This window comes from Streptomyces fildesensis, from assembly GCF_016107395.1.
Lineage (GTDB): Bacteria > Actinomycetota > Actinomycetes > Streptomycetales > Streptomycetaceae > Actinacidiphila > Actinacidiphila fildesensis.
This window is the reverse complement of the sequence record NZ_JAAIKO010000005.1, coordinates 337,398-357,446: the sequence shown is the minus strand read 5'-3', so window position 1 is coordinate 357,446 and position 20,049 is coordinate 337,398. Positions and strand designations below refer to the sequence as shown.

Annotated in this window: 18 protein-coding genes and 1 pseudogene; 13 read left to right on the top strand and 6 right to left on the bottom strand. The window is 70.3% G+C overall.

All coding sequences use genetic code 11. The annotated features are described in order from the left end of the window. Position 1: 1 nt before the first annotated feature. The 10 genes from pdxT to C6N31_RS11525 all read left to right on the top strand — a co-directional run bounded on the left by pdxT (position 2) and on the right by C6N31_RS11525 (position 10,618). A complete protein-coding gene (gene pdxT, locus C6N31_RS11570) occupies positions 2–598 on the top strand; it encodes a pyridoxal 5'-phosphate synthase glutaminase subunit PdxT (RefSeq protein WP_274599397.1) in 597 nt (198 codons plus the stop codon). 60 nt (positions 599–658) lie between these two features. Beyond that, the gene (locus tag C6N31_RS11565) at positions 659–1,411 is read left to right on the top strand and encodes a YebC/PmpR family DNA-binding transcriptional regulator (protein ID WP_138352640.1); all 753 of its coding nucleotides are present in this window, start codon (positions 659–661) and stop codon (positions 1,409–1,411) included. A gap of 126 nt (positions 1,412–1,537) precedes the next feature. Then, the gene (gene ruvC / locus C6N31_RS11560) at positions 1,538–2,077 is read left to right on the top strand and encodes a crossover junction endodeoxyribonuclease RuvC (RefSeq protein ID WP_138352639.1); all 540 of its coding nucleotides are present in this window, start codon (positions 1,538–1,540) and stop codon (positions 2,075–2,077) included. Continuing rightward, a complete protein-coding gene (gene ruvA, locus C6N31_RS11555; RefSeq protein ID WP_138352638.1) occupies positions 2,074–2,697 on the top strand; it encodes a Holliday junction branch migration protein RuvA in 624 nt (207 codons plus the stop codon). Before ruvC ends, ruvA begins: the two co-directional genes overlap by 4 nt. 107 nt (positions 2,698–2,804) lie before the next feature. After that, positions 2,805–3,881, top strand: a complete 1,077-nt coding sequence (ruvB, locus tag C6N31_RS11550) for a Holliday junction branch migration DNA helicase RuvB (RefSeq protein WP_138352637.1) — start codon at positions 2,805–2,807, stop codon at positions 3,879–3,881. Between the two features lie 160 nt (positions 3,882–4,041). Continuing rightward, positions 4,042–4,476: a preprotein translocase subunit YajC gene (gene yajC, locus C6N31_RS11545; protein ID WP_138352636.1), complete on the top strand. Its 435-nt coding sequence runs from the start codon at positions 4,042–4,044 to the stop codon at positions 4,474–4,476. Positions 4,477–4,566: 90 nt separating this feature from the next. Beyond that, the gene (gene secD, locus C6N31_RS11540; protein WP_138352635.1) at positions 4,567–6,345 is read left to right on the top strand and encodes a protein translocase subunit SecD; all 1,779 of its coding nucleotides are present in this window, start codon (positions 4,567–4,569) and stop codon (positions 6,343–6,345) included. Further along, complete coding sequence (gene secF / locus C6N31_RS11535; protein ID WP_138352634.1) at positions 6,345–7,505, top strand: protein translocase subunit SecF; 1,161 nt, start codon at positions 6,345–6,347, stop codon at positions 7,503–7,505. Before secD ends, secF begins: the two co-directional genes overlap by 1 nt. Further along, complete coding sequence (locus C6N31_RS11530; protein WP_138352633.1) at positions 7,502–8,062, top strand: adenine phosphoribosyltransferase; 561 nt, start codon at positions 7,502–7,504, stop codon at positions 8,060–8,062. The genes secF and C6N31_RS11530 overlap by 4 nt, the downstream gene beginning before the upstream one ends. Before the next feature lie 126 nt (positions 8,063–8,188). Further along, entirely contained in the window at positions 8,189–10,618 is a 2,430-nt protein-coding gene (locus C6N31_RS11525; protein ID WP_138352632.1) for a RelA/SpoT family protein, read from the top strand. Between the two features lie 78 nt (positions 10,619–10,696). Here the strand turns inward: C6N31_RS11525 and C6N31_RS11520 are convergent, their stop codons facing one another. Both C6N31_RS11520 and C6N31_RS11515 read right to left on the bottom strand, forming a co-directional pair. After that, positions 10,697–11,926 carry a DUF349 domain-containing protein gene (locus C6N31_RS11520; RefSeq protein WP_138352631.1) on the bottom strand — a complete coding sequence of 410 codons (1,230 nt, stop codon included), beginning with the start codon at positions 11,924–11,926 and terminating at the stop codon, positions 10,697–10,699. 173 nt (positions 11,927–12,099) lie between these two features. Then, positions 12,100–12,924, bottom strand: coding sequence for a peptidylprolyl isomerase (locus tag C6N31_RS11515; protein ID WP_138352630.1), 825 nt, complete (start codon positions 12,922–12,924; stop codon positions 12,100–12,102). A gap of 218 nt (positions 12,925–13,142) precedes the next feature. On the opposite strand from C6N31_RS11515, the gene C6N31_RS11510 reads away from it, so the two are divergent. After that, positions 13,143–13,853 (top strand): MBL fold metallo-hydrolase, encoded by a 711-nt coding sequence (locus C6N31_RS11510; RefSeq protein WP_138352629.1) that lies wholly within the window; start codon positions 13,143–13,145, stop codon positions 13,851–13,853. A gap of 11 nt (positions 13,854–13,864) precedes the next feature. Beyond that, positions 13,865–15,127: a histidine--tRNA ligase gene (gene hisS / locus C6N31_RS11505; protein WP_138352628.1), complete on the top strand. Its 1,263-nt coding sequence runs from the start codon at positions 13,865–13,867 to the stop codon at positions 15,125–15,127. A gap of 108 nt (positions 15,128–15,235) precedes the next feature. Here hisS and C6N31_RS11500 read toward each other — a convergent pair. Then, positions 15,236–15,613: pseudogene (locus C6N31_RS11500) on the bottom strand (ATP-binding cassette domain-containing protein); the annotation flags it as partial. A gap of 154 nt (positions 15,614–15,767) precedes the next feature. On the opposite strand from C6N31_RS11500, the gene C6N31_RS11495 reads away from it, so the two are divergent. After that, positions 15,768–16,406 carry a vitamin K epoxide reductase family protein gene (locus tag C6N31_RS11495; protein WP_138352627.1) on the top strand — a complete coding sequence of 213 codons (639 nt, stop codon included), beginning with the start codon at positions 15,768–15,770 and terminating at the stop codon, positions 16,404–16,406. Positions 16,407–16,463: 57 nt separating this feature from the next. On the opposite strand, the gene C6N31_RS11490 is transcribed toward C6N31_RS11495, so the two are convergent. Genes C6N31_RS11490 through C6N31_RS11480 form a run of 3 tightly spaced genes read right to left on the bottom strand, consistent with a single transcriptional unit; the run spans position 16,464 to position 20,003 of the window. Continuing rightward, the gene (locus tag C6N31_RS11490) at positions 16,464–17,255 is read right to left on the bottom strand and encodes a 3-oxoacyl-ACP reductase (protein WP_138352626.1); all 792 of its coding nucleotides are present in this window, start codon (positions 17,253–17,255) and stop codon (positions 16,464–16,466) included. A 6-nt stretch (positions 17,256–17,261) separates the two neighbouring features. Next, the gene (locus C6N31_RS11485; RefSeq protein ID WP_138352625.1) at positions 17,262–18,629 is read right to left on the bottom strand and encodes an aldehyde dehydrogenase family protein; all 1,368 of its coding nucleotides are present in this window, start codon (positions 18,627–18,629) and stop codon (positions 17,262–17,264) included. A 12-nt stretch (positions 18,630–18,641) separates the two neighbouring features. After that, positions 18,642–20,003, bottom strand: coding sequence for a glutamine synthetase family protein (locus tag C6N31_RS11480; protein ID WP_138352624.1), 1,362 nt, complete (start codon positions 20,001–20,003; stop codon positions 18,642–18,644). Positions 20,004–20,049 lie beyond the last annotated feature (46 nt).

Here is a 20,049-nt window from a genome sequence, read left to right as displayed (position 1 = left end):
CGTGAGCGCCATACCCACCATCGGCGTACTGGCCCTGCAGGGCGATGTACGCGAACACCTCGCGGCGCTCACCGCCGCCGGCGCACAGGCCGTGCCTGTGCGCCGGCCGGCCGAGCTCGCCGGGATCGACGGCCTGGTCATCCCCGGCGGCGAGTCCACCACGATGTCCAAGCTGGCGGTCATCTTCGGCATGCTGGAGCCGCTGCGCGAGCGGGTCGCGGCCGGAATGCCGGCCTACGGATCCTGCGCGGGAATGATCATGCTCGCCGACAAGATCCTGGACGGCCGGGACGACCAGGAGACCATCGGCGGCATCGACATGATCGTGCGCCGCAACGCCTTCGGGCGGCAGAACGAGTCCTTCGAAGCGGCCGTGGAGATCACCGGCATCGGCGGCGGCCCGGTCGAGGGCGTCTTCATCCGCGCCCCGTGGGTCGAGTCGACCGGCGAGCGGACCGAGGTACTGGCCCGGCTCGAGGACGGCACCGTGGTCGCCGTACGCTCCGGAAACCTGCTGGCCACCTCGTTCCACCCCGAGCTGACCGGCGACCACCGGGTTCACGAGCTCTTCGTCGACATGGTGCGCACCGCGGGCTAGCCCGACCCCGGTAGGATCTCTTCTGTTCATTTCTACTGGCGACGTTGTAAGGAGCTGGCGATGTCCGGCCACTCTAAATGGGCTACCACCAAGCACAAGAAGGCCGTGGTTGACGCCAAGCGCGGCAAGCTGTTCGCCAAGATGATCAAGAACATCGAGGTGGCGGCGCGCATGGGTGGCGGTGACGTCTCCGGTAACCCGACCCTTTACGACGCCATCCAGAAGGCGAAGAAGAGCTCGGTCCCGAACAAGAACATCGACAGCGCGGTCAAGCGCGGTGCCGGTCTGGAAGCCGGCGGCGCCGACTACCAGACGATCATGTACGAGGGCTACGGGCCGAACGGTGTCGCGGTGCTCATCGAGTGCCTCACCGACAACCGCAACCGCGCGGCCTCCGACGTCCGGGTCGCGATGACCCGCAACGGCGGCGCCATGGCGGACCCGGGCTCGGTCTCGTACCTGTTCAACCGCAAGGGCGTCGTCATCGTCCCCAAGGGTGAACTCTCCGAGGACGACGTGCTGGGCGCCGTGCTGGACGCCGGGGCCGAAGAGGTCAACGACCTCGGCGAGTCCTTCGAGGTCATCAGCGAGGCCACCGACATGGTCGCGGTCCGTACCGCGCTCCAGGACGCGGGCATCGACTACGACTCGGCCGACGCCAACTTCGTCCCCACCATGCAGGTGGAGCTCGACGAGGACGGCGCCCGCAAGATCTTCAAGCTGATCGACGCGCTGGAGGACAGCGACGACGTGCAGAACGTCTTCGCCAACTTCGACGTGAGCGACGAGGTCATGGAGCAGGTCGACGCCTGATTCCGCGTTGTCAGCACCACGGGCCGGCGGGACACATCCCGCCGGCCCGTCGGCGTTGGCGGCGTTGTCGGTGGGAACGGCTAACCTGCAGGAACAGTTGACCGACAGGGCTTGAGGGGTGACGGGGTGCGGGTACTCGGCGTGGACCCGGGACTGACCCGGCTCGGCATCGGAGTCGTGGACGGCGTCCCCGGGCGCCCGTTGACGATGCTGGGCGTAGGCGTGGTGCGCACCCCGGCCGACGCGGATATCGGGCACCGACTCGTCCTCATCGAGCGCGGCATCGAGGCGTGGTTGGACGAGTACCGGCCGGAAGTCGTCGCCGTGGAGCGGGTGTTCAGCCAGCACAACGTCAGCACGGTCATGGGCACCGCCCAGGCCAGCGCCGTCGCGATGCTCTGCGCCAGCCGGCGCGGACTCCCCGTCCATCTGCACACCCCCAGCGAGGTCAAGGCCGCCGTCACCGGCAGCGGACGGGCGGACAAGGCCCAGGTCGGCGCCATGGTGACGCGGCTGCTGCGCCTGGACGCCCCGCCCAAGCCGGCCGACGCCGCGGACGCGCTGGCGCTGGCCATCTGCCACCTCTGGCGCGGTACCGCCACCAACCGTCTCCAACAGGCCATCGCCGCCCACCGGCCGGCACGAATCCAGGAGCCCCGAGCATGATCGCCTTCGTCAGCGGCCCGGTCGCCGCACTCGCCCCGGACGCCGCGGTCATCGAGGTGGGCGGCATCGGCATGTCCGTCCTGTGCACCCCGGGCACCCTCGCCACCCTCAGGACCGGGCAGCCGGCCAGACTCTCGACGTCGTTGATCGTCCGCGAGGACTCGCTCACCCTGTACGGCTTCGCGGACGACGACGAGCGGCTGGTCTTCGAGCTGCTGCAGACCGTCAGCGGCGTCGGCCCGCGCCTCGCGCAGACGATGCTCGCCGTGCACTCCCCGGACGCCCTGCGGATCGCGGTGGCCACCGGGGACGAGAAAGCGCTCACCGCCGTCCCCGGCGTGGGCAAGAAGGGCGCCCAGCGGCTCCTGCTGGAACTGAAGGACCGGCTCGGCGAGCCCGTCGGCCCCGGGGCGAACCGCGGGATCGGCAGCCCCGTCAGCGCTTCCTGGCGCGACCAGCTGCACGCGGCGCTCATCGGGCTCGGCTACGCCACCCGCGAGGCCGACGAAGCGGTCTCAGCGGTCGCGCCGCAGGCAGAGGCGGAGCTGGCCGGGGGCGGAGCGCCCAATGTGTCCGCACTGCTGCGAGCGGCCCTCCAGACCCTGAACCGCACCCGCTGAGGGCATGCCGCCGCACGGACACGATCCCCGCACCGACTGCCTGACGCCGCTACGACCCGACGAGCCCCGCACCCACGAGCCCCGCACCGACGACCCGAAAGTCCGACATGAACTGGGACGAGCCCGCACCCCCGACCGCCGGCGAGCTGCCGGACCGGCTGGTCGGCTCCGATGCCGACGGTGAGGACCAGGCCGTCGAGGCCGCGCTGCGGCCGAAGGACCTCGGTGAGTTCGTCGGGCAGGAACGGGTGCGGCAGCAGCTGGACCTGGTGCTCAAGGCCGCCAAGAAGCGCGGCGGCACCGCCGACCACGTGCTGCTCTCCGGAGCGCCCGGCCTCGGCAAGACCACCCTGTCGATGATCATCGCCGCCGAGATGGGCGCCCCGATCCGCATCACCTCGGGCCCGGCCATCCAGCACGCGGGCGACCTCGCCGCGATCCTCTCCTCCCTCCAGGAGGGCGAGGTGCTGTTCCTGGACGAGATCCACCGCATGTCCCGGCCCGCCGAGGAGATGCTCTACATGGCGATGGAGGACTTCCGGGTCGACGTGATCGTCGGCAAGGGTCCCGGCGCCACCGCCATCCCGCTGGAGCTGCCGCCCTTCACCCTGGTCGGCGCCACCACCCGGGCCGGCCTGCTGCCGCCCCCGCTGCGGGACCGCTTCGGCTTCACCGGCCACATGGAGTTCTACGCCCCCGCCGAGCTGGAACGCGTCATCCACCGCTCGGCCCGGCTGCTGGACGTCGAGATCGAGACGGACGGCGGTGCGGAGATCGCCGGCCGCTCCCGCGGCACGCCCCGTATCGCCAACCGGCTGCTGCGCCGGGTCCGGGACTACGCGCAGGTCAGAGCCGACGGCCGGATCACCCGCGAGATCGCCACGCAGGCCCTGGAGGTCTACGAGGTGGACGCCCGAGGCCTCGACCGGCTGGACCGGGCGGTGCTGCGCGCCCTGCTCCAGCTGTTCGGCGGCGGCCCGGTCGGTCTGTCGACACTGGCGGTCGCCGTCGGTGAGGAGCGCGAGACGGTCGAGGAGGTCGCCGAACCGTTCCTGGTCCGGGAGGGTCTGCTGGCGCGTACTCCCCGTGGCCGGGTGGCTACCCGGGCGGCCTGGACGCACCTCGGCCTGGTCCCGCCCCAGCAGCCCGGGGGCCCCGGCCAGGGTGGCCTGTTCGGACCGTGACGGCATGGGGACTCGCCCCCCAGGAACCCCAGTGCCATGCTGGGCGTTGTTTCACCGGCGAGGACTCGCTTAGACTCCGCCGACGCCCTTCCTCCGGAACGGCATACACCCCCGTAGATCAGGCCAGCCACCGCGGCCGTGCGAAGGAACGTTGTAAATCGTGAGTATCGGCTTGCTCCTCCCGTTCATCATCCTTATCGGTGCCATGTTCCTCATGACCCGGTCTGCCAAGAACAAGCAGCGGCAGGCGGCGACGATGCGGAACCAGATGGAACCGGGCTCCGGTGTCCGCACCATCGGCGGCATGTACGCCGTGGTGAAGGAAGTCAACGAGGACACCGTCCTCCTGGAGCTGGCCGACGGGGTGCACGCGCACTTCGCGAAGAACTCCATCGGCGCCGTCCTGGACCAGTCCGAGTACGACCGGATCGTGCACGGCATCGAGCCGGACGAGCTGGAGGACGGCTCCGAGGACACCGACGGGGACGCGGCCACCGATGAGGACGCCGTGACGGCCGAGGCCGCCGATGACGAGCGCATCGACCTGAGCAAGACGGAGGACGAGCCGAAGAAGGACGGCACCGACCCCAAGTAAGGGCGCGTCGGTCCGGACTCTCACATCACTTCGTGGCCACCCCACGGGCGCGCAGGCCCGGGGGCTGGTTGGACAGGGAGATACAAGAAGGTGGCAGCACCCAAGAAGGGCCGCAGGTCCTCGGGGAGTCAGGGGTACCCCGGGCGCGCCCTGGCCGCGATCCTGATCGCGCTCGTGGCGTTGACGGGGACGATGTTCCTCTCGCACAACACCAAGCCGCGACTGGGCATCGACCTCGCAGGCGGTGTCAGCATCACGTTGACCGCCAAGAGCGATCAGGCCGGCGCGGTCAACAAGACCAACATGAACACCGCTGTGAGCATCATCAACCAGCGTGTGAACGGTCTTGGTGTCTCCGAGGCGGAGGTGCAGACCCAGGGCGACAATCACATCATTGTCAACATCCCCAAGGGCACCGACCCCAAGCAGGCGCAGGAGCAGGTCGGCACGACCGCCCAGCTGTACTTCCGGCAGGTGCTCGCCGAGCAGGCGAACCCCCCGGCGGCCAAGACGCCGCCGGCGACGCCCACCCCGTCCGTGACCCCTTCGGCGACTCCGTCGGGCAAGCCCGGTACCAAGCCGACCGGTACGGCCACGCCGAAGAGCACGCCCTCGACGAAGGCCACTCCCTCGTCGAGCGCCACCACTCAGGGCCGCGCGGTCACCGACGGTCTGAAGGCCGACCCGGCCAAGGCGCCGACCCCGACGCCCACCCCGTCCGCGCCCCCGGCCGGCACGCTGGACAGCACGATTCCGGCCGATCTGCAGGCCAAGTTCACCGCCCTTGACTGCAACGACCCGAAGCAGCGGCTGGCCGCGAACCAGGGTGTCAAGCCGGAGAACAAGGTCGTCGGCTGCGGCGAGCGTGGCGACGGCAAGGACAAGATCTGGTACAAGTACGCGCTCGGCCCGGCCGTCCTCGACGGCAAGGACGTCTCCAAGGCCAGTGCGAAGTTCGACACCACGTCCGGCAACGGCTGGGTCGTCGACCTCAGCTTCACCGGCGGTGGCGCCAAGAAGTTCACGAGGGTCACCACGCAGCTCGCCGCCCAGCAGCCCCCGCTGAACCAGTTCGCGATCGACCTCGACGGCAACGTCGTCTCGGCGCCCTCGGTTTCGCAGGCCCTGCCCGGCGGCAGCGCGACGATCTTCGGCAGCTTCACCCAGACGTCCGCGACGAACCTGTCGAACGTCCTGTCCTACGGTTCGCTGCCGCTGTCCTTCGACATCAGCGACGTGACCACGGTCTCCGCCGCACTCGGCGGCGAGCAGCTGCGCGGCGGCCTCATCGCGGGCGCCGTCGGCCTCGCGCTGGTCGTGCTCTACATGCTGGCGTACTACCGGGGCCTCGGCCTCGTCGCGATCGTCAGCCTCCTGGTGTCGGCGGCACTCACCTACACGCTGATGTCCCTGCTCGGCCCGGCCATCGGCTTCGCGCTGAACCTGCCGGCCGTCTGTGGAGCCATCGTCGCCATCGGTATCACCGCGGACTCGTTCATCGTCTTCTTCGAACGGATCCGTGACGAGCTGCGCGAGGGCCGCTCGCTGCAGCCCGCCGTGGCCCGCGGCTGGCCGCGCGCCCGGCGCACCATCCTGGTGTCGGACTTCGTGTCCTTCCTGGCCGCCGCGGTGCTGTTCGCCGTCACGGTCGGCAAGGTCCAGGGCTTCGCGTTCACGCTGGGTCTGACCACCCTGCTCGACGTCGTGGTGGTGTTCCTCTTCACCAAGCCGTTGATGACGATCCTGGCCCGCAACAAGTTCTTCGCGGAGGGCCACAAGTGGTCCGGCCTCGACCCGAAGGGCCTGGGTGTCCAGGCCCCCATCCGCCGCGTCCGCCGCAGGACGAGCACCGAGACGAAGGAGGCCTGATGTCCAAGCTCGGTAATCTCGGACAGCTCGGACACCGGCTGCACCGTGGCGAGATCGCCTACGACTTCGTCGGCAAGCGCAACCTCTGGTACGGCGTCTCGATCCTGATCACGATCGTGGCCATCGCCGGCCTGGCGATCAACGGCCTCAAGCTCGGCATCGAGTTCTCCGGTGGCGCGGTCTTCACCACCGGCAAGACGCCGTACTCGGTCACCGACGTGCAGAACAAGATCGCCGGCCACACCGGCGGTCATGTCGCCACCGTGCAGAAGCTCGGCAACGGCGGCGTCCGGATCCAGGTCAGCGACATCTCCACCGAGGAGTCGAAGACCATTCAGGAGCAGGTCGCCACCGACCTCGGCGGCTCGACCAAGATCGACGCACAGATCGTCGGCCCCAGCTGGGGTGAGGAGATCTCGAAGAAGGCCTTCACCGGCCTGATCATCTTCATGATCCTGGTGGTGATCTATCTCGCCATCGCCTTCGAGTGGCGGATGGCCATCGCCGCCCTCGTCGCCCTGATCCACGACCTCACGATCACCGTCGGCGTCTACGCCCTCGTCGGTTTCGAGGTCACCCCGGGCACCGTGATCGGTCTGCTGACGATCCTCGGTTACTCCCTCTACGACACCGTCGTCGTCTTCGACGGTCTCAAGGAGACGACCCGCAGCATCACCAAGCAGACCCGCTACACGTACAGCGAGCTGGCCAACCGCAGCCTGAACCAGACCCTGGTGCGTTCCATCAACACCACGGTCGTCGCGCTGCTCCCCGTCGGTGCCCTGCTGTTCATCGGTGGCGGCATCCTCGGAGCCGGTGTCCTCAACGACATCGCGCTCGCGCTCTTCGTCGGCCTCACCGCCGGTGCGTACTCCTCGATCTTCATCGCGACCCCGCTGGTCGCGGACTTCAAGGAGCGCGACCCGGAGATCAAGGCCCTCAAGAAGCGCGTGCTGGCCAAGCGCAAGGCCGACGCCGCCAAGGGCGTGGACCCGGCCGACGAGGACCGGCGCGCCCGTGAGGACGTCGCCGCCGCCGAGGACGCCGAGGACGACGAGCCGGAGGACGGCGACCGTGCCGCCGCCGGCGGTGTGGTCGGCCAGCGTCCCCAGGCCGCCCGCAACCGTGGCAAGAACCGTCCTTCCGGGAAGCGGCGGTGACGGCGACCGCGGCCGGCGCCGAAGCGCTGCGCGAGCAGCTGCTCGGCCGGATCCGGGACGTGCCGGACTACCCGCAGCCGGGTGTGATGTTCAAGGACATCACCCCGCTGCTGGCCGACCCCGACGCGTTCAACGCCCTGGTGGACGCCCTGGCCGTGCTCTGCGCGCGCCATGGCGCCACCAAGGTCGCCGGACTGGAGGCGCGCGGGTTCATCCTCGCCGCCCCCGCGGCGGCCCGGGCCCACCTCGGCTTCGTGCCCGTGCGCAAGGCGGGCAAGCTGCCCGGCGCGACGCTGTCGCAGCGCTACGAGCTGGAGTACGGCAGCGCCGAGATAGAGGTGCAGCAGGACGCCCTCGCCCCCGGCGACCGGGTCCTGGTCATCGATGACGTGCTGGCCACCGGCGGCACCGCCGAGGCCTCGCTGGAGCTCATCCGGCGGACCGGCGCGGAGGTGGCCGGGGTCGCGGTCCTGCTGGAGCTCGGCTTCCTCAAGGGCCGCGAACGGCTCTCCACCGCCCTCGCGGGCGCCCCGCTGGACGCACTGATCATCGTCTGACACCACAGGCACAGCGCCCTGCGGCACCACAGCACCGCCCGGAGGCGGGCGCCCGGAAACCACCGGGCGCCCGCCTCCTGCCACAGATCGATACCATGGGTGCTCCCACCCGCGTGAGGAGTGCTCTTGCCAGACGAGGCCCAGCCGCTCGACGCCGAAGGCGGGGACGAAACCCCCGCCGGGAGCAACGGAGCCGCCCCCGAGCCGCCGACGCCTGCCGTCCGGCCCGTACGGACCCCCGCCAGCGCGACGCCGTCGCGCGCCGCAGGCTCCTCCAACCGCGTCCGCGCCCGCCTCGCCCGGCTCGGTGTGCAGCGGTCCAGCCCGTACAACCCGGTGCTGGAGCCGATGCTGCGGATCGTCCGGGGCAACGACCCGAAGGGCGACACCGCGCAGCTGCGCCAGATCGAGCGCGCCTACCAGGTCGCGGAGCGCTGGCACCGCGGAGTGAAGCGCAAGAGCGGCGACCCGTACATCACCCACCCGCTCGCGGTCACCACGATCCTCGCCGAGCTCGGCATGGACCCGGCCACACTGATGGCGGGACTGCTGCACGACACCGTCGAGGACACCGACTACAGCCTGGACGCGCTGCGCCGGGACTTCGGCGACCAGGTCGCGCTGCTCGTCGACGGCGTCACCAAGCTCGACAAGGTGAAGTTCGGCGAGGCCGCGCAGGCCGAGACGGTACGCAAGATGGTCGTGGCCATGGCCAAGGACCCGCGCGTCCTGGTCATCAAGCTCGCCGACCGCCTGCACAACATGCGCACCATGCGGTATCTCAAGCGGGAGAAGCAGGAGAAGAAGGCCCGCGAGACGCTGGAGATCTACGCCCCGCTGGCGCACCGGCTGGGCATGAACACCATCAAGTGGGAGCTGGAGGACCTCGCCTTCGCGATCCTCTACCCCAAGATGTACGACGAGATCGTGCGGCTGGTCGCCGAGCGCGCCCCCAAGCGCGACGAGTACCTCGCCGTCGTCACCGACCAGGTCCAGCAGGACCTGCGCGCGGCCCGGATCAAGGCGACCGTCACCGGCCGCCCGAAGCACTACTACAGCGTCTACCAGAAGATGATCGTGCGAGGCCGCGACTTCGCCGAGATCTACGACCTGGTGGGGATCCGCGTCCTCGTCGACACCGTCCGCGACAGCTATGCGGCGCTCGGGACCATCCACGCGCGCTGGAACCCGGTGCCCGGGCGGTTCAAGGACTACATCGCGATGCCCAAGTTCAACATGTACCAGTCGCTGCACACGACGGTCATCGGGCCCAGCGGAAAACCCGTCGAGCTGCAGATCCGCACCTTCGACATGCACCGCAGGGCCGAGTACGGCATCGCCGCGCACTGGAAGTACAAGCAGGACCCGGTCTCCGGCGCCTCGAAGGTGCGCACCGACACCCCGCGCAAGAGCGACGGCGACACCGTCAACGACATGGCGTGGCTGCGGCAGCTGCTGGACTGGCAGAAGGAGACCGAGGACCCGAGCGAGTTCCTGGAGTCGCTGCGCTTCGACCTCTCGCAGAACGAGGTCTTCGTCTTCACCCCCAAGGGCGACGTCATAGCGCTGCCGGCCGGCGCCACCCCGGTGGACTTCGCCTACGCGGTGCACACCGACGTCGGGCACCGGACCATAGGGGCCCGGGTCAACGGCCGCCTGGTGCCGCTGGAGTCGACGCTCGACAACGGCGACCTGGTGGAGGTCTTCACCTCCAAGGCCGCGAGCGCCGCCCCGTCGCGCGACTGGCTGGGCTTCGTGAAGTCCCCGCGCGCCCGGAACAAGATCCGCGCCTGGTTCTCCAAGGAGCGCCGCGAGGAGGCCGTCGAGCAGGGCAAGGACGCCATCGCGCGGGCGATGCGCAAGCAGAACCTGCCGATCCAGCGGGTCCTGACCGGCGACTCGCTCGTCACCCTCGCCCACGAGATGCGCTACCCGGACATCTCCGCGCTCTACGCGGCGATCGGCGAGGGGCACATCACCGCCCAGTCCGTCGTCCAGAAGCTGGTCGACGCGCTCGGCGGCGAGGAAGGTGCGACCGAGGAGATCGAGGAGGTCACCACCCCCTCGCGCAACCGCTCCAAGCGGCGGGCCAACGCCGACCCCGGCGTGGTCGTCAAGGGCGTCGACGACGTGTGGGTCAAGCTGTCCCGCTGTTGCACCCCGGTGCCCGGCGACCCGATCATCGGCTTCGTCACCCGGGGCAGCGGAGTCTCGGTGCACCGCACGGACTGCGTCAACATCGAGTCGCTGTCCCAGGAGCCCGAGCGGATCCTGGAGGTCGAGTGGGCGCCCACCCAGTCGTCCGTCTTCCTGGTCGCCATCCAGGTCGAGGCGCTGGACCGGTCGCGGTTGCTGTCGGACGTGACGCGGGTGCTGTCCGACCAGCACGTCAACATCCTGTCCGCCGCCGTGCAGACCTCCCGTGACCGGGTCGCGACCTCGCGTTTCACCTTCGAGATGGGCGACCCCAAGCACCTGGGGCACGTCCTGAAGGCCGTACGCGGCGTCGAGGGCGTCTACGACGTGTACCGCGTCACCTCGGGCCGTCAGCGCTGAGCCCGTACGCGAGCGGCCCCGGTACGGAAGATCCGTACCGGGGCCGCTTCGTCGTGCGGTGCGGGCCTCAGGGCCTGCTCAGCCGCCGAACTCCTCCAGGCCCTTCAGGGCCTGGTCCAGCAGGGCCTGCCGGCCCTCGAGCTCACGGGTGAGCTTGTCGGCCTTCGACGCGTTGCCCGCGGCCCGGGCGGCCTCGGCCTGGGTGCGCAGCTTGTCGACGGCCGCCTGGAGCTGGCCCGTCAGACCCGCGGCGCGGGCCCGCGCCTCCGGGTTCGTCCGGCGCCACTCGTTCTCCTCCGAGTCCTGGATCGCGCGCTCGACCGCGTGCATCCGGGCCTCGATACGGGGCCGGGCGTCGCGCGGCACATGGCCGACGGCCTCCCAGCGCTCGTTGATCGCGCGGAACGCCGCACGGGCCGCCTTGAGATCCGTCACCGGAAGGATCTTCTCGGCCTCGATGGCGAGCTCCTCCTTGAGCGCGAGGTTCTCCCGCTCCTGGGAGTCGCGCTCGTTGAAGACCTCGGTGCGGGCCTGGAAGAACTGGTCCTGGGCGCCGCGGAAGCGGTTCCACAGGTCGTCCTCGGACTCGCGCTGCGCGCGGCCTGCGGCCTTCCACTCCGTCATCAGCTCGCGGTAGCGGGCGGCGGTCGGACCCCAGTCGGTGGAGTTCGACAGCGCCAGCGCCTCCGTGACCAGCTTCTCCTTGGCGCGGCGGGCCTCCTCGCGCTGGGAGTCCAGCGACGCGAAGTGCGCCTTGCGCCGCTTGGAGAAGACCGAACGGGCGTGGCTGAAACGGTGCCACAGCTCGTCGTCGGCCTTGCGGTCCAGGCGCGGCAGCGCCTTCCAGGTGTCCACCAGGGCGCGCAGCCGCTCGCCCGCGGTCCGCCACTGCTCGCTCTCGGCCAGCCCCTCGGCCTCCGCGACCAGCTCCTCCTTGGCCACCTTGGCCTCGTCGGTCGCCTTCGCCTTCGCGACCTTGCGCTCCTCGCGGCGCGATTCCACCAGCCCGACGAGTGCGTCCAGCCGTGTGGCGAGCGCCGCCAGGTCGCCCACCGCGTGCGCCTCGGTGACCGACGCCCGAAGGTGCTCGATCGCGGTCAGCGCGTCCTTGGGCGCGAGGTCGGTGGTCTTCACCCGCCGCTCGAGGAGGCCGATCTCGACGACAAGCCCCTCGTACTTGCGCTCGAAGTAGGCCAGTGCCTCATCCGGAGACCCCGCCTGCCACGAACCGACCTCCCGCTCCCCGTCGGCCGTACGCACGTACACGGTCCCCGTCTCATCGACGCGGCCCCATGGGTCGCTGCTCACAGCGCCTCCTCCACGTGATGCCCGGCCGCTTTCCGGCTCGCGGGCATCGTTCACAGTTTCCTCCGGCCGGGCTGCGCCCTGACCGGTCCAACGCCAACATAGGCGACCGGCGCCCCGGCTGTCCGCATCCAGCACACGCGAAATTTACCGCCGGGGCCCGGCTCATCAGGGGTTCACGACTGCTTCACGACCGCCTTGTTGATCACCACGGTCGCGTTCGGGGCGGTGTTCTGCTGGGCGTCGGGGGCCGCCGCGCCCGCCGCCGCGATCTTCTGCAGCACCTTCATGCCGTCGGCGCCGATGGTGCCGAAGGGCGTGTAGGACGCCGGCAGCGGGCTGTCCTTGTAGACCAGGAAGAACTGGCTGCCGCCGGTGTGCGGCTGCCCGGTGTTCGCCATCGCGATCGTGCCCGCCGGGTAGGTGCCCTTCGCGACGGCCGGGTCCTTGAGGTTCTCGTCCGGAATCGTGTAGCCGGGGCCGCCCTGGCCGGTACCGGTCGGGTCGCCGCACTGCAGGACGAAGATGTTGTCGGCGGTGAGCCGGTGGCACTTGGTGTGGTCGAAGAAGCCCTTGTCGGCGAGGAACTTGAACGAGTTCACGGTGGCCGGCGCCTTCGCCGCGTCCAGCGCCATCGCGATGTCACCGCAGGTGGTCTGGAGCGTGAAGGTGTACTTCGCGCTCTTGTCGATGTCCATCGCCGGCTCGGTCTTCCACTGCTGCTTCCCCGGGGTGCCCGCGCCCGGCTTGGCGCACGGGTCCGGCGCCTTGGAAGGCGTCGTGGCCGACGGACTGGCGGCCGCGTCGGTCTTCGACTTCTCCTTGCCGTCCAGGCTGCCCGTCGCGTACGCGGTGGCGCCGGCGGCCACCACGACGGCCACCACGGCGGCGATCACGCTGTTGCGCCGGCGGGCCTTGGACTGCTCCGCGGTCCTGCGCTGCTGCTGCCGCTCGAACTTCTCTCGGGCGAGCTGTCGCCGCCGCTGTTCCTTGGTGACCACTTCGCCGTCTCCCGGTCTTCTGCTTCAGTCTTCTCGAAAACGTCATCTCGAACGTGAATCCGCGTGCGGCAGATCTTCGCGCCCCACCCGGCCCGCAGTCCAGTACCCGCGCGCCACGCACAGGCGCACCTGCGGGACGATACGGGTTCGCGGCGGCCACTCCCGCGCCGGTAGGCTCGTGAGCTGCCGACAGCTCCGCGGACGACAGAAGGACGAACGTGCTTATTGCCGGGTTCCCCGCCGGGGCCTGGGGGACCAATTGTTATGTGGTCGCCCCCGCCGCCGGTGAGGAGTGCGTGATCATCGACCCGGGTCACCAAGCGACCCAGGGCGTCGAGGACACGCTCGCCAAGCATCGCCTCAAGCCCGTCGCCGTCATCCTCACCCATGGCCACCTCGACCATGTGGCGTCCGTCGTGCCGGTCTGCGGGGCCCATGACGTCCCGGCCTGGATCCACCCCCGGGACCGCTACATGATGAGCGACCCGGAGAAGGCCCTGGGGCGCTCCATCGGGCAGCAGCTGCTGGGCGAGCTGACGATCGGGGAACCCGACGACGTCCGGGAGCTGACCGACGGCGCCGCCCTCGGGCTGGCCGGCCTGGAGTTCACCGTCTCGCACGCGCCGGGCCATACGAAGGGGTCGGTGACCTTCAGGCTTCCCGAGACCTCCGACGTGCCGTCGGTGTTCTTCTCGGGCGACCTGCTGTTCGCCGGCTCCGTCGGACGCTCCGACCTGCCCGGTGGCTCCGCGGACGAGCTGATGGAGTCGCTGGCGCGGGTGTGCCTGCCGCTCGACGACTCGACCGTGGTGCTGTCCGGCCACGGCCCCCAGACGACCATCGGCCGCGAGCGCGCCGCCAACCCCTACCTGGGGGAAGCGGCCCGCGGCTTCGGAGCCGGTTCACCGGCTCCGCGACGAGGATTGTGACAAGGCTTCCTGTGAGTACCTTCCAGGCCCCCAAGGGCACGTACGACCTGATCCCGCCGGACTCCGCGGCGTATCTCGCGGTGCGCGAGGCGATCTCCGCACCGCTCAAGCGGGCCGGCTACGGCTATATCGAGACCCCCGGGTTCGAGGCGGTCGAACTCTTCTCCCGCGGCGTCGGCGAGTCCACCGACATCGTCAGCAAGGAGATGTACACCCTCACCACCAAGGGCGGCACCACGCTCGCGCTGCGCCCCGAGGGCACCGCCTCCGTGCTGCGCGCCGCCCTGCAGAACAACCTGCACAAGCTCGGCAACCTGCCGGTCAAGCTCTGGTACTCGGGCTCGTACTACCGCTACGAGCGCCCGCAGGCCGGCCGGTACCGGCACTTCTCGCAGGTCGGCGCCGAGGCGATCGGCACCGAGGACCCGGTGCTGGACGCCGAGCTGATCATCCTGGCCGTCGACGCGTACAAGGCACTCGGCCTGAAGAACTTCCGGGTGCTGCTCAACTCGCTCGGCGACAAGGAGTGCCGTCCGGTCTACCGGGCCGCGCTCCAGCAGTTCCTGGCCGGTCTCGACCTGGACGAGGACACCGTGCGCCGGGCGGAGATCAACCCGCTGCGCGTTCTGGACGACAAGCGCGACGCGGTGCAGAAGCAGCTGACCGGTGCCCCCATGCTCCGTGACTACCTGTGCGAGGCGTGCAAGGAGTACCACGAGCAGGTGCGCGAGCTGCTGACGGCCGCGGGCGTGGCGTACGAGGACGACCCGAAGCTGGTGCGCGGCCTGGACTACTACACCCGCACCACCTTCGAGTTCGTGCACGGCGGTCTCGGCTCGCAGTCCGCCGTCGGCGGCGGCGGGCGGTACGACGGCCTGTCCGAGATGATCGGCGGCCCCGCGCTGCCGTCCGTCGGCTGGGCGCTGGGCGTGGACCGTACGGTGCTGGCGCTCAAGGCCGAGGGCGTCGAGCTCGAACTGCCCGCGACGACCGACGTGTTCGCCGTACCGCTCGGCGAGGAGGCGCGCCGCACGCTCTTCGGCACGGTCACCGAGCTGCGCCGGGCGGGTATCGCCACCGACTTCGCGTTCGGCGGCAAGGGCCTGAAGAACGCGATGAAGTCGGCGAACCGCGCCGACGCCCGCTTCGCGATCGTGGCCGGTGAGCGTGATCTGGCCGAGGGCGTGGTGCAGCTCAAGGACATGCGGAGCGGTGAGCAGACGGCGGTCGCCCTGGACGCGCTGGTCGCCACCCTCCAGGAGAAGCTGGCCTGACCCGCTGCTCCGACCTGCGGCGAAGGGCCCGGACAGCTGTCGCTGTCCGGGCCCTTCGCCCTGTGCGGGACGCGGGGTCAGATCAGCCCGTGCCGCATCGCGCTGGTGACCGGCCTTGTCCTCCGGACCGACCAGGGCGATGACCTCCGCCGGATCGCGCGGTCGCGGGTAGTACCGCGCGAAGTGCCGCACGCTCTCGCGGAGGGTCAGCTCCGCCGGCGCCGACTCGTCCTGCCAGACGATGCCGACCCGTGAGCGCCAGGCGCGGCCGGCCAGGTCCGGGTCCTCGCCCAGCACGGTCACCTCGCCGCCGTCCCCCGACCGGTGCCCCTGCAGGATCTCGACCGTCGTGCTCTTGCCCGCCCCGTTGGGGCCCAGGATCCCGAACGCCTCGCCGCGTTCGATGTCGAGATCGACTCCGTCGACCGCGGTGACCTCGCCGTACCGCTTGCGGAGGCCCCGCACCCGCACCGCCTCGTTTCCCATGCCGGTAGGAATCCTCCTGGGCACGCGCCGCGGGGGACGACCAGGAGGACACTCCCGTGTCCACCGTTCGATGGACCACCGGGCACCTGCGGGCCCTGCCACTGGTGCACAATGAAGGTCGCGCGGGATAACGACGGATCTACGGAACGGCGATATGACGACTTCGGCGCTCGACCAGACTCTCACCGACGGTGACCGCGAGACCGGGAACACCATCGGGACGGGACGTCCCTTCGCGTGGCTGCTGGTGATCTGCGGCGCGCTCGGCACGCTCGCGTCCTTCGTGATCACCTGGGACAAGTTCAAGCTCCTCGAAGACCCGAACTTCGTCCCGGGCTGCAGCCTGAACCCGATCATCTCCTGCGGCAACATCATGAAGAGCGAACAGGCCCACGCGTTCGGCTTCCCGAACCCGATGATCGGCCTGATCGCCTACCCGATCGTGGTGTGCATCGGCGTCGGTGTGCTCGCGGGCGCCCGCTACCGGGGCTGGTTCTGGCTCGGCCTGCAGGCCGGCACCCTGTTCGGCGTCGGGTTCGTGACCTGGCTGCAGTACCAGTCGCTGTACAACATCAACTCCCTGTGCCTGTGGTGCTCCCTGGCCTGGGTCGTCACCATCGCGCTCTTCTGGTACACGGCCGTGCACAACATCAAGCACGGCATCATCAAGGTCCCGGCCGGGGTGCGTAGCGCGGTCCTGGAGTTCCACTGGGTCGTGCCGGTGCTCTGGTACGGCATCATCGCGATGCTGATCCTGACCCGCTGGTGGTCGTACTGGAAGACGCTCATCTGAGCCCGGGGGCCCGGTAGGCCCGCCGCACCCGTCCTCCGGGCGCGGCGGAACCCGCGGCTACTGCGGGGTGACGTACGCCCCGCCGATGCCGCCGTCCACGAGGAACTCGCTCGCCGTCATGAAGCTGGAGTCGTCGCTGGCGAGGAACGCCACCGCGGCGGCGATCTCCGTCGGCTCGGCGAAGCGGCCCACCGGAATGTGCACGATCCGGCGGGCGGCGCGCTCCGGGTCCTTGGCGAACAGCTCCTGGAGCAGCGGGGTGTTGACCGGGCCGGGGCACAGCGCGTTGACCCGGATGCCCTCGCGGGCGAACTGCACGCCCAGCTCGCGGGTCATGGCCAGGACGCCACCCTTGGACGCCGTGTAGGAGATCTGCGAGGTGGCCGCGCCCATCTTGGCCACGAACGACGCGGTGTTGATGATCGAGCCCTTGCCCTGCCGCTGCATGTACGGCAGCACGGCCTTGCAGCACAGGTAGACGGAGGTCAGGTTGACCTCCTGGACCCGGCGCCAGGCGTCCAGGCCGGTGGTGAGGATCGAGTCGTCGTCGGGCGGCGAGATCCCGGCGTTGTTGAAGGCGATGTCGACCGATCCGTAGGTGTCGTACGCCGTCCTGAACAGCGCCTCGACCTGCTCGGGGTCGGTGACGTCGACCTTGACGAAGATCCCGCCGACCTCCTCGGCCGCGGCCTTGCCCGACCCCTCGTCGATATCGGCGACGACCACGTTCGCGCCCTCGGAGGCGAAGCGGCGTGCGGTGGCCAGCCCGATGCCGCTGCCGGCGCCGGTGATGACCGCGGTACGGCCGACGAGGCGGCGGCAGACTTCGGTGGTGGATGGCTCTGACATGCGCTGCTACTCCTCAGTGCTGATGAAGACGTTCTTGGTCTCGGTGAAGGCGGCGAGGGCGTCGGGGCCCAGTTCCCGGCCGAGGCCGGATTCCCCGAAGCCGCCGAACGGCGTCGCGTAGCGGACCGAACTGTGGCTGTTGACCGACAGGTTGCCCGCCGCGACCCCGCGCGACATCCGGAGGGCCCGGCCGAGGTCGCGGGTCCAGATCGAGCCGGACAGCCCGTAGCGGGTGGCGTTGGCGAGCCGCAGCGCGTCCGCCTCGTCCTCGAAGGGCAGGACGACGGCGACCGGCCCGAAGATCTCCTCGGTGGCGGCGGGGGCGGCGGCGCCGACCGGGGCCAGCACCGTCGGCGGGTACCAGAAGCCGGGTCCTTCCGGGGCGCTGCCGCGGGCGGCGACCGGCAGGTCGTCCGTGACGAGCGAGCGGACCCGATCCCGCTGGACCGCCGAGATCAGCGGGCCCATCTCGGTGGCGGGGTCCGACGGGTCGCCTACCCGGACGGCCTCGACCGCCGGGACCAGCAGCTCCAGGAACCGCTCGTAGACCTCCCGCTGGACCAGGATCCGGGTGCGGGCGCAGCAGTCCTGGCCCGCGTTGTCCAGGAACGCCATCGGGGCCGCCGCCGCGGCCTTCTCCAGGTCCGCGTCGGCGAAGACGATGTTCGGGCTCTTGCCGCCGAGTTCGAGGGTGACCCGCTTCACCTGACGTGCGCACTGCTCCATGATCCGCTTGCCGACGGCGGTGGAGCCGGTGAACACGATCTTCCGCACGTCCGGGTGCTCGACGAGCCGGGTCCCGGTGACCGGGCCCGCGCCGGGCAGTACCTGGAAGAGCCCTTCGGGCAGGCCCGCGGACAGGGCGAGTTCGGCCAGCCGCAGTGCGGTCAGCGGGGTGGTCTCGGCCGGTTTGAGCAGGACGGCGTTGCCCGCCGCGAGCGCCGGGGCGGTGCCCCACGCCGCGATCGGCATCGGGAAGTTCCACGGGGCGATGACGCCGACGACGCCGATCGGCTCGTGGAAGGTGAGGTCGATGCCGCCGGCGACCGGGATCTGCCGGCCGCTGAGCCGTTCCACGCCGCCGGCGGCGTAGTCGAGCAGATCACGGACGTTCCCGGCCTCCCAGCGGGCGTTGCCGAGGGTGTGGCCGGCCTCGCGGACCTCCAGCGCGGCGAGCTCCTCGGCGTGCGCGTCGACCTCGGAGGCGAACCGGCGCAGGCCGCGCGCCCGGTCGGCCGGGGCCAGCGCCGCCCAGCCCTGCTGGGCCTTGGCCGCCGCGGCGACGGCGGTGTCCACGCCCTCCGGGGTGGTCGCCGCGACCGTGGCGACGACCTCCTCGGTGGCGGGGTTGAGTACCTGGTGGTGCTCGGTCACGGGGCTGCTTCCTTACATCCGCTCGAAGGAGCGGAACCGCTCCCAGTCCGTGATGGCGGTGTCGAACGCTTCCTGCTCGATCCGCGCCATGTTGCTGTAGTGGTCGACGACGTCCTGGCCGAAGGCCTCCCGCGCGATCGGGCTGGCCGCCCACAGTCCGGCGGCCTCCCGCAGGGTGCCGGGCACCTGCGCGTAGTCGGCGGTGTAGGCGTTGCCCGTGCAGGCCTCCGGCAGTTCGAGCTTGTGCTCGATGCCGTACAGACCCGCCGCGACCATGCCCGCCACGGCCAGGTACGGGTTGACGTCGCCGCCCGGGACGCGGTTCTCCAGGCGCAGCGAGGCGCCGTGCCCGACGACGCGCAGCGCGCAGGTGCGGTTGTCGACGCCCCAGGCGACCGCGGTGGGGGCGAAGGAGCCCGGCCGGAAACGCTTGTAGGAGTTGATGTTGGGCGCGTACAACAGGGAGAAGTCGCGCAGGGCGGCGAGCTGCCCGGCCAGGAAGTGCCGCATGAGGGGCGACATCTCGCCGTCCTCGCCCGCCATGACAGGGCGTCCCGCCTCGTCCCGCAAGGAGAGGTGGATATGACAGGAGTTGCCCTCGCGCTCGTTGAACTTCGCCATGAAGGTGAGCGAGGCGCCCTCCTGGGCGGCGATCTCCTTGGCCCCGGTCTTGTAGACGGTGTGCTGGTCGCAGGTGACGAGCGCCTCGTCGTAGCGGAAGACGATCTCGTGCTGGCCGAGATTGCACTCGCCCTTGGCGGACTCCGGGGTCAGGCCCGCCCCGGCCATCTCGTTGCGGATCCGGCGCAGCAGCGGCTCGACGCGGGAGGTGGCGAGCACCGAGTAGTCGGCGTTGTACTGGTTGGCGGGGGTCAGGCCGCGGTAGCCGCCGTCCCACGCCTGCTCGTAGGTGTCGCGGAAGACCATGAACTCCAGCTCGGTGCCGGCATGGGCGGTCCAGCCCTGGTCCGCGAGCCGGCCCAGCTGGTGGCGCAGGATCTGCCGGGGCGCGGCGACCACCGGCTTGCCGTCGTTCCAGGCGAGGTCGGCGATGAGCAGCGCCGTGCCGTCCTGCCAGGGGACGTGGCGCAGGGTGCTGATGTCGGGGTGCATGGCGAAGTCGCCGTAGCCGCGTTCCCAGGAGGACATCGCGTAGCCGTCGACGGTGTTGAGGTCGACGTCCACCGCGAGCAGGTAGTTGCAGCCCTCGGTACCGTGGGCCAGCACCTCGTCGAGGAAGAACGGTGCGGCGAATCGTTTGCCCTGCAGCCGCCCCTGCATATCGGCGAAGCCGAGGATGACGGTGTGGATCTTCCCCGCTGCCACCAGGGCGCGCAGGGCGTCGACGGACAGGGGGGGTGTGCGATCTGCCACGAGGGAGGTCCTCTCGGATCGGGCGGAAGCACTAAGGTATGGGTTG

What these genes read in the sequence shown, in the direction of transcription:
- C6N31_RS11490 (WP_138352626.1), bottom strand. Translation starts at nt 17,255, where the DNA reads ATGTCAGAGCCATCCACCACCGAAGTCTGCCGCCGCCTCGTCGGCCGT.
- C6N31_RS11565 (WP_138352640.1), top strand. Translation starts at nt 659, where the DNA reads ATGTCCGGCCACTCTAAATGGGCTACCACCAAGCACAAGAAGGCCGTG.
- ruvA (WP_138352638.1), top strand. Translation starts at nt 2,074, where the DNA reads ATGATCGCCTTCGTCAGCGGCCCGGTCGCCGCACTCGCCCCGGACGCC.
- C6N31_RS11495 (WP_138352627.1), top strand. Translation starts at nt 15,768, where the DNA reads ATGACGACTTCGGCGCTCGACCAGACTCTCACCGACGGTGACCGCGAG.
- ruvB (WP_138352637.1), top strand. Translation starts at nt 2,805, where the DNA reads ATGAACTGGGACGAGCCCGCACCCCCGACCGCCGGCGAGCTGCCGGAC.
- secF (WP_138352634.1), top strand. Translation starts at nt 6,345, where the DNA reads ATGTCCAAGCTCGGTAATCTCGGACAGCTCGGACACCGGCTGCACCGT.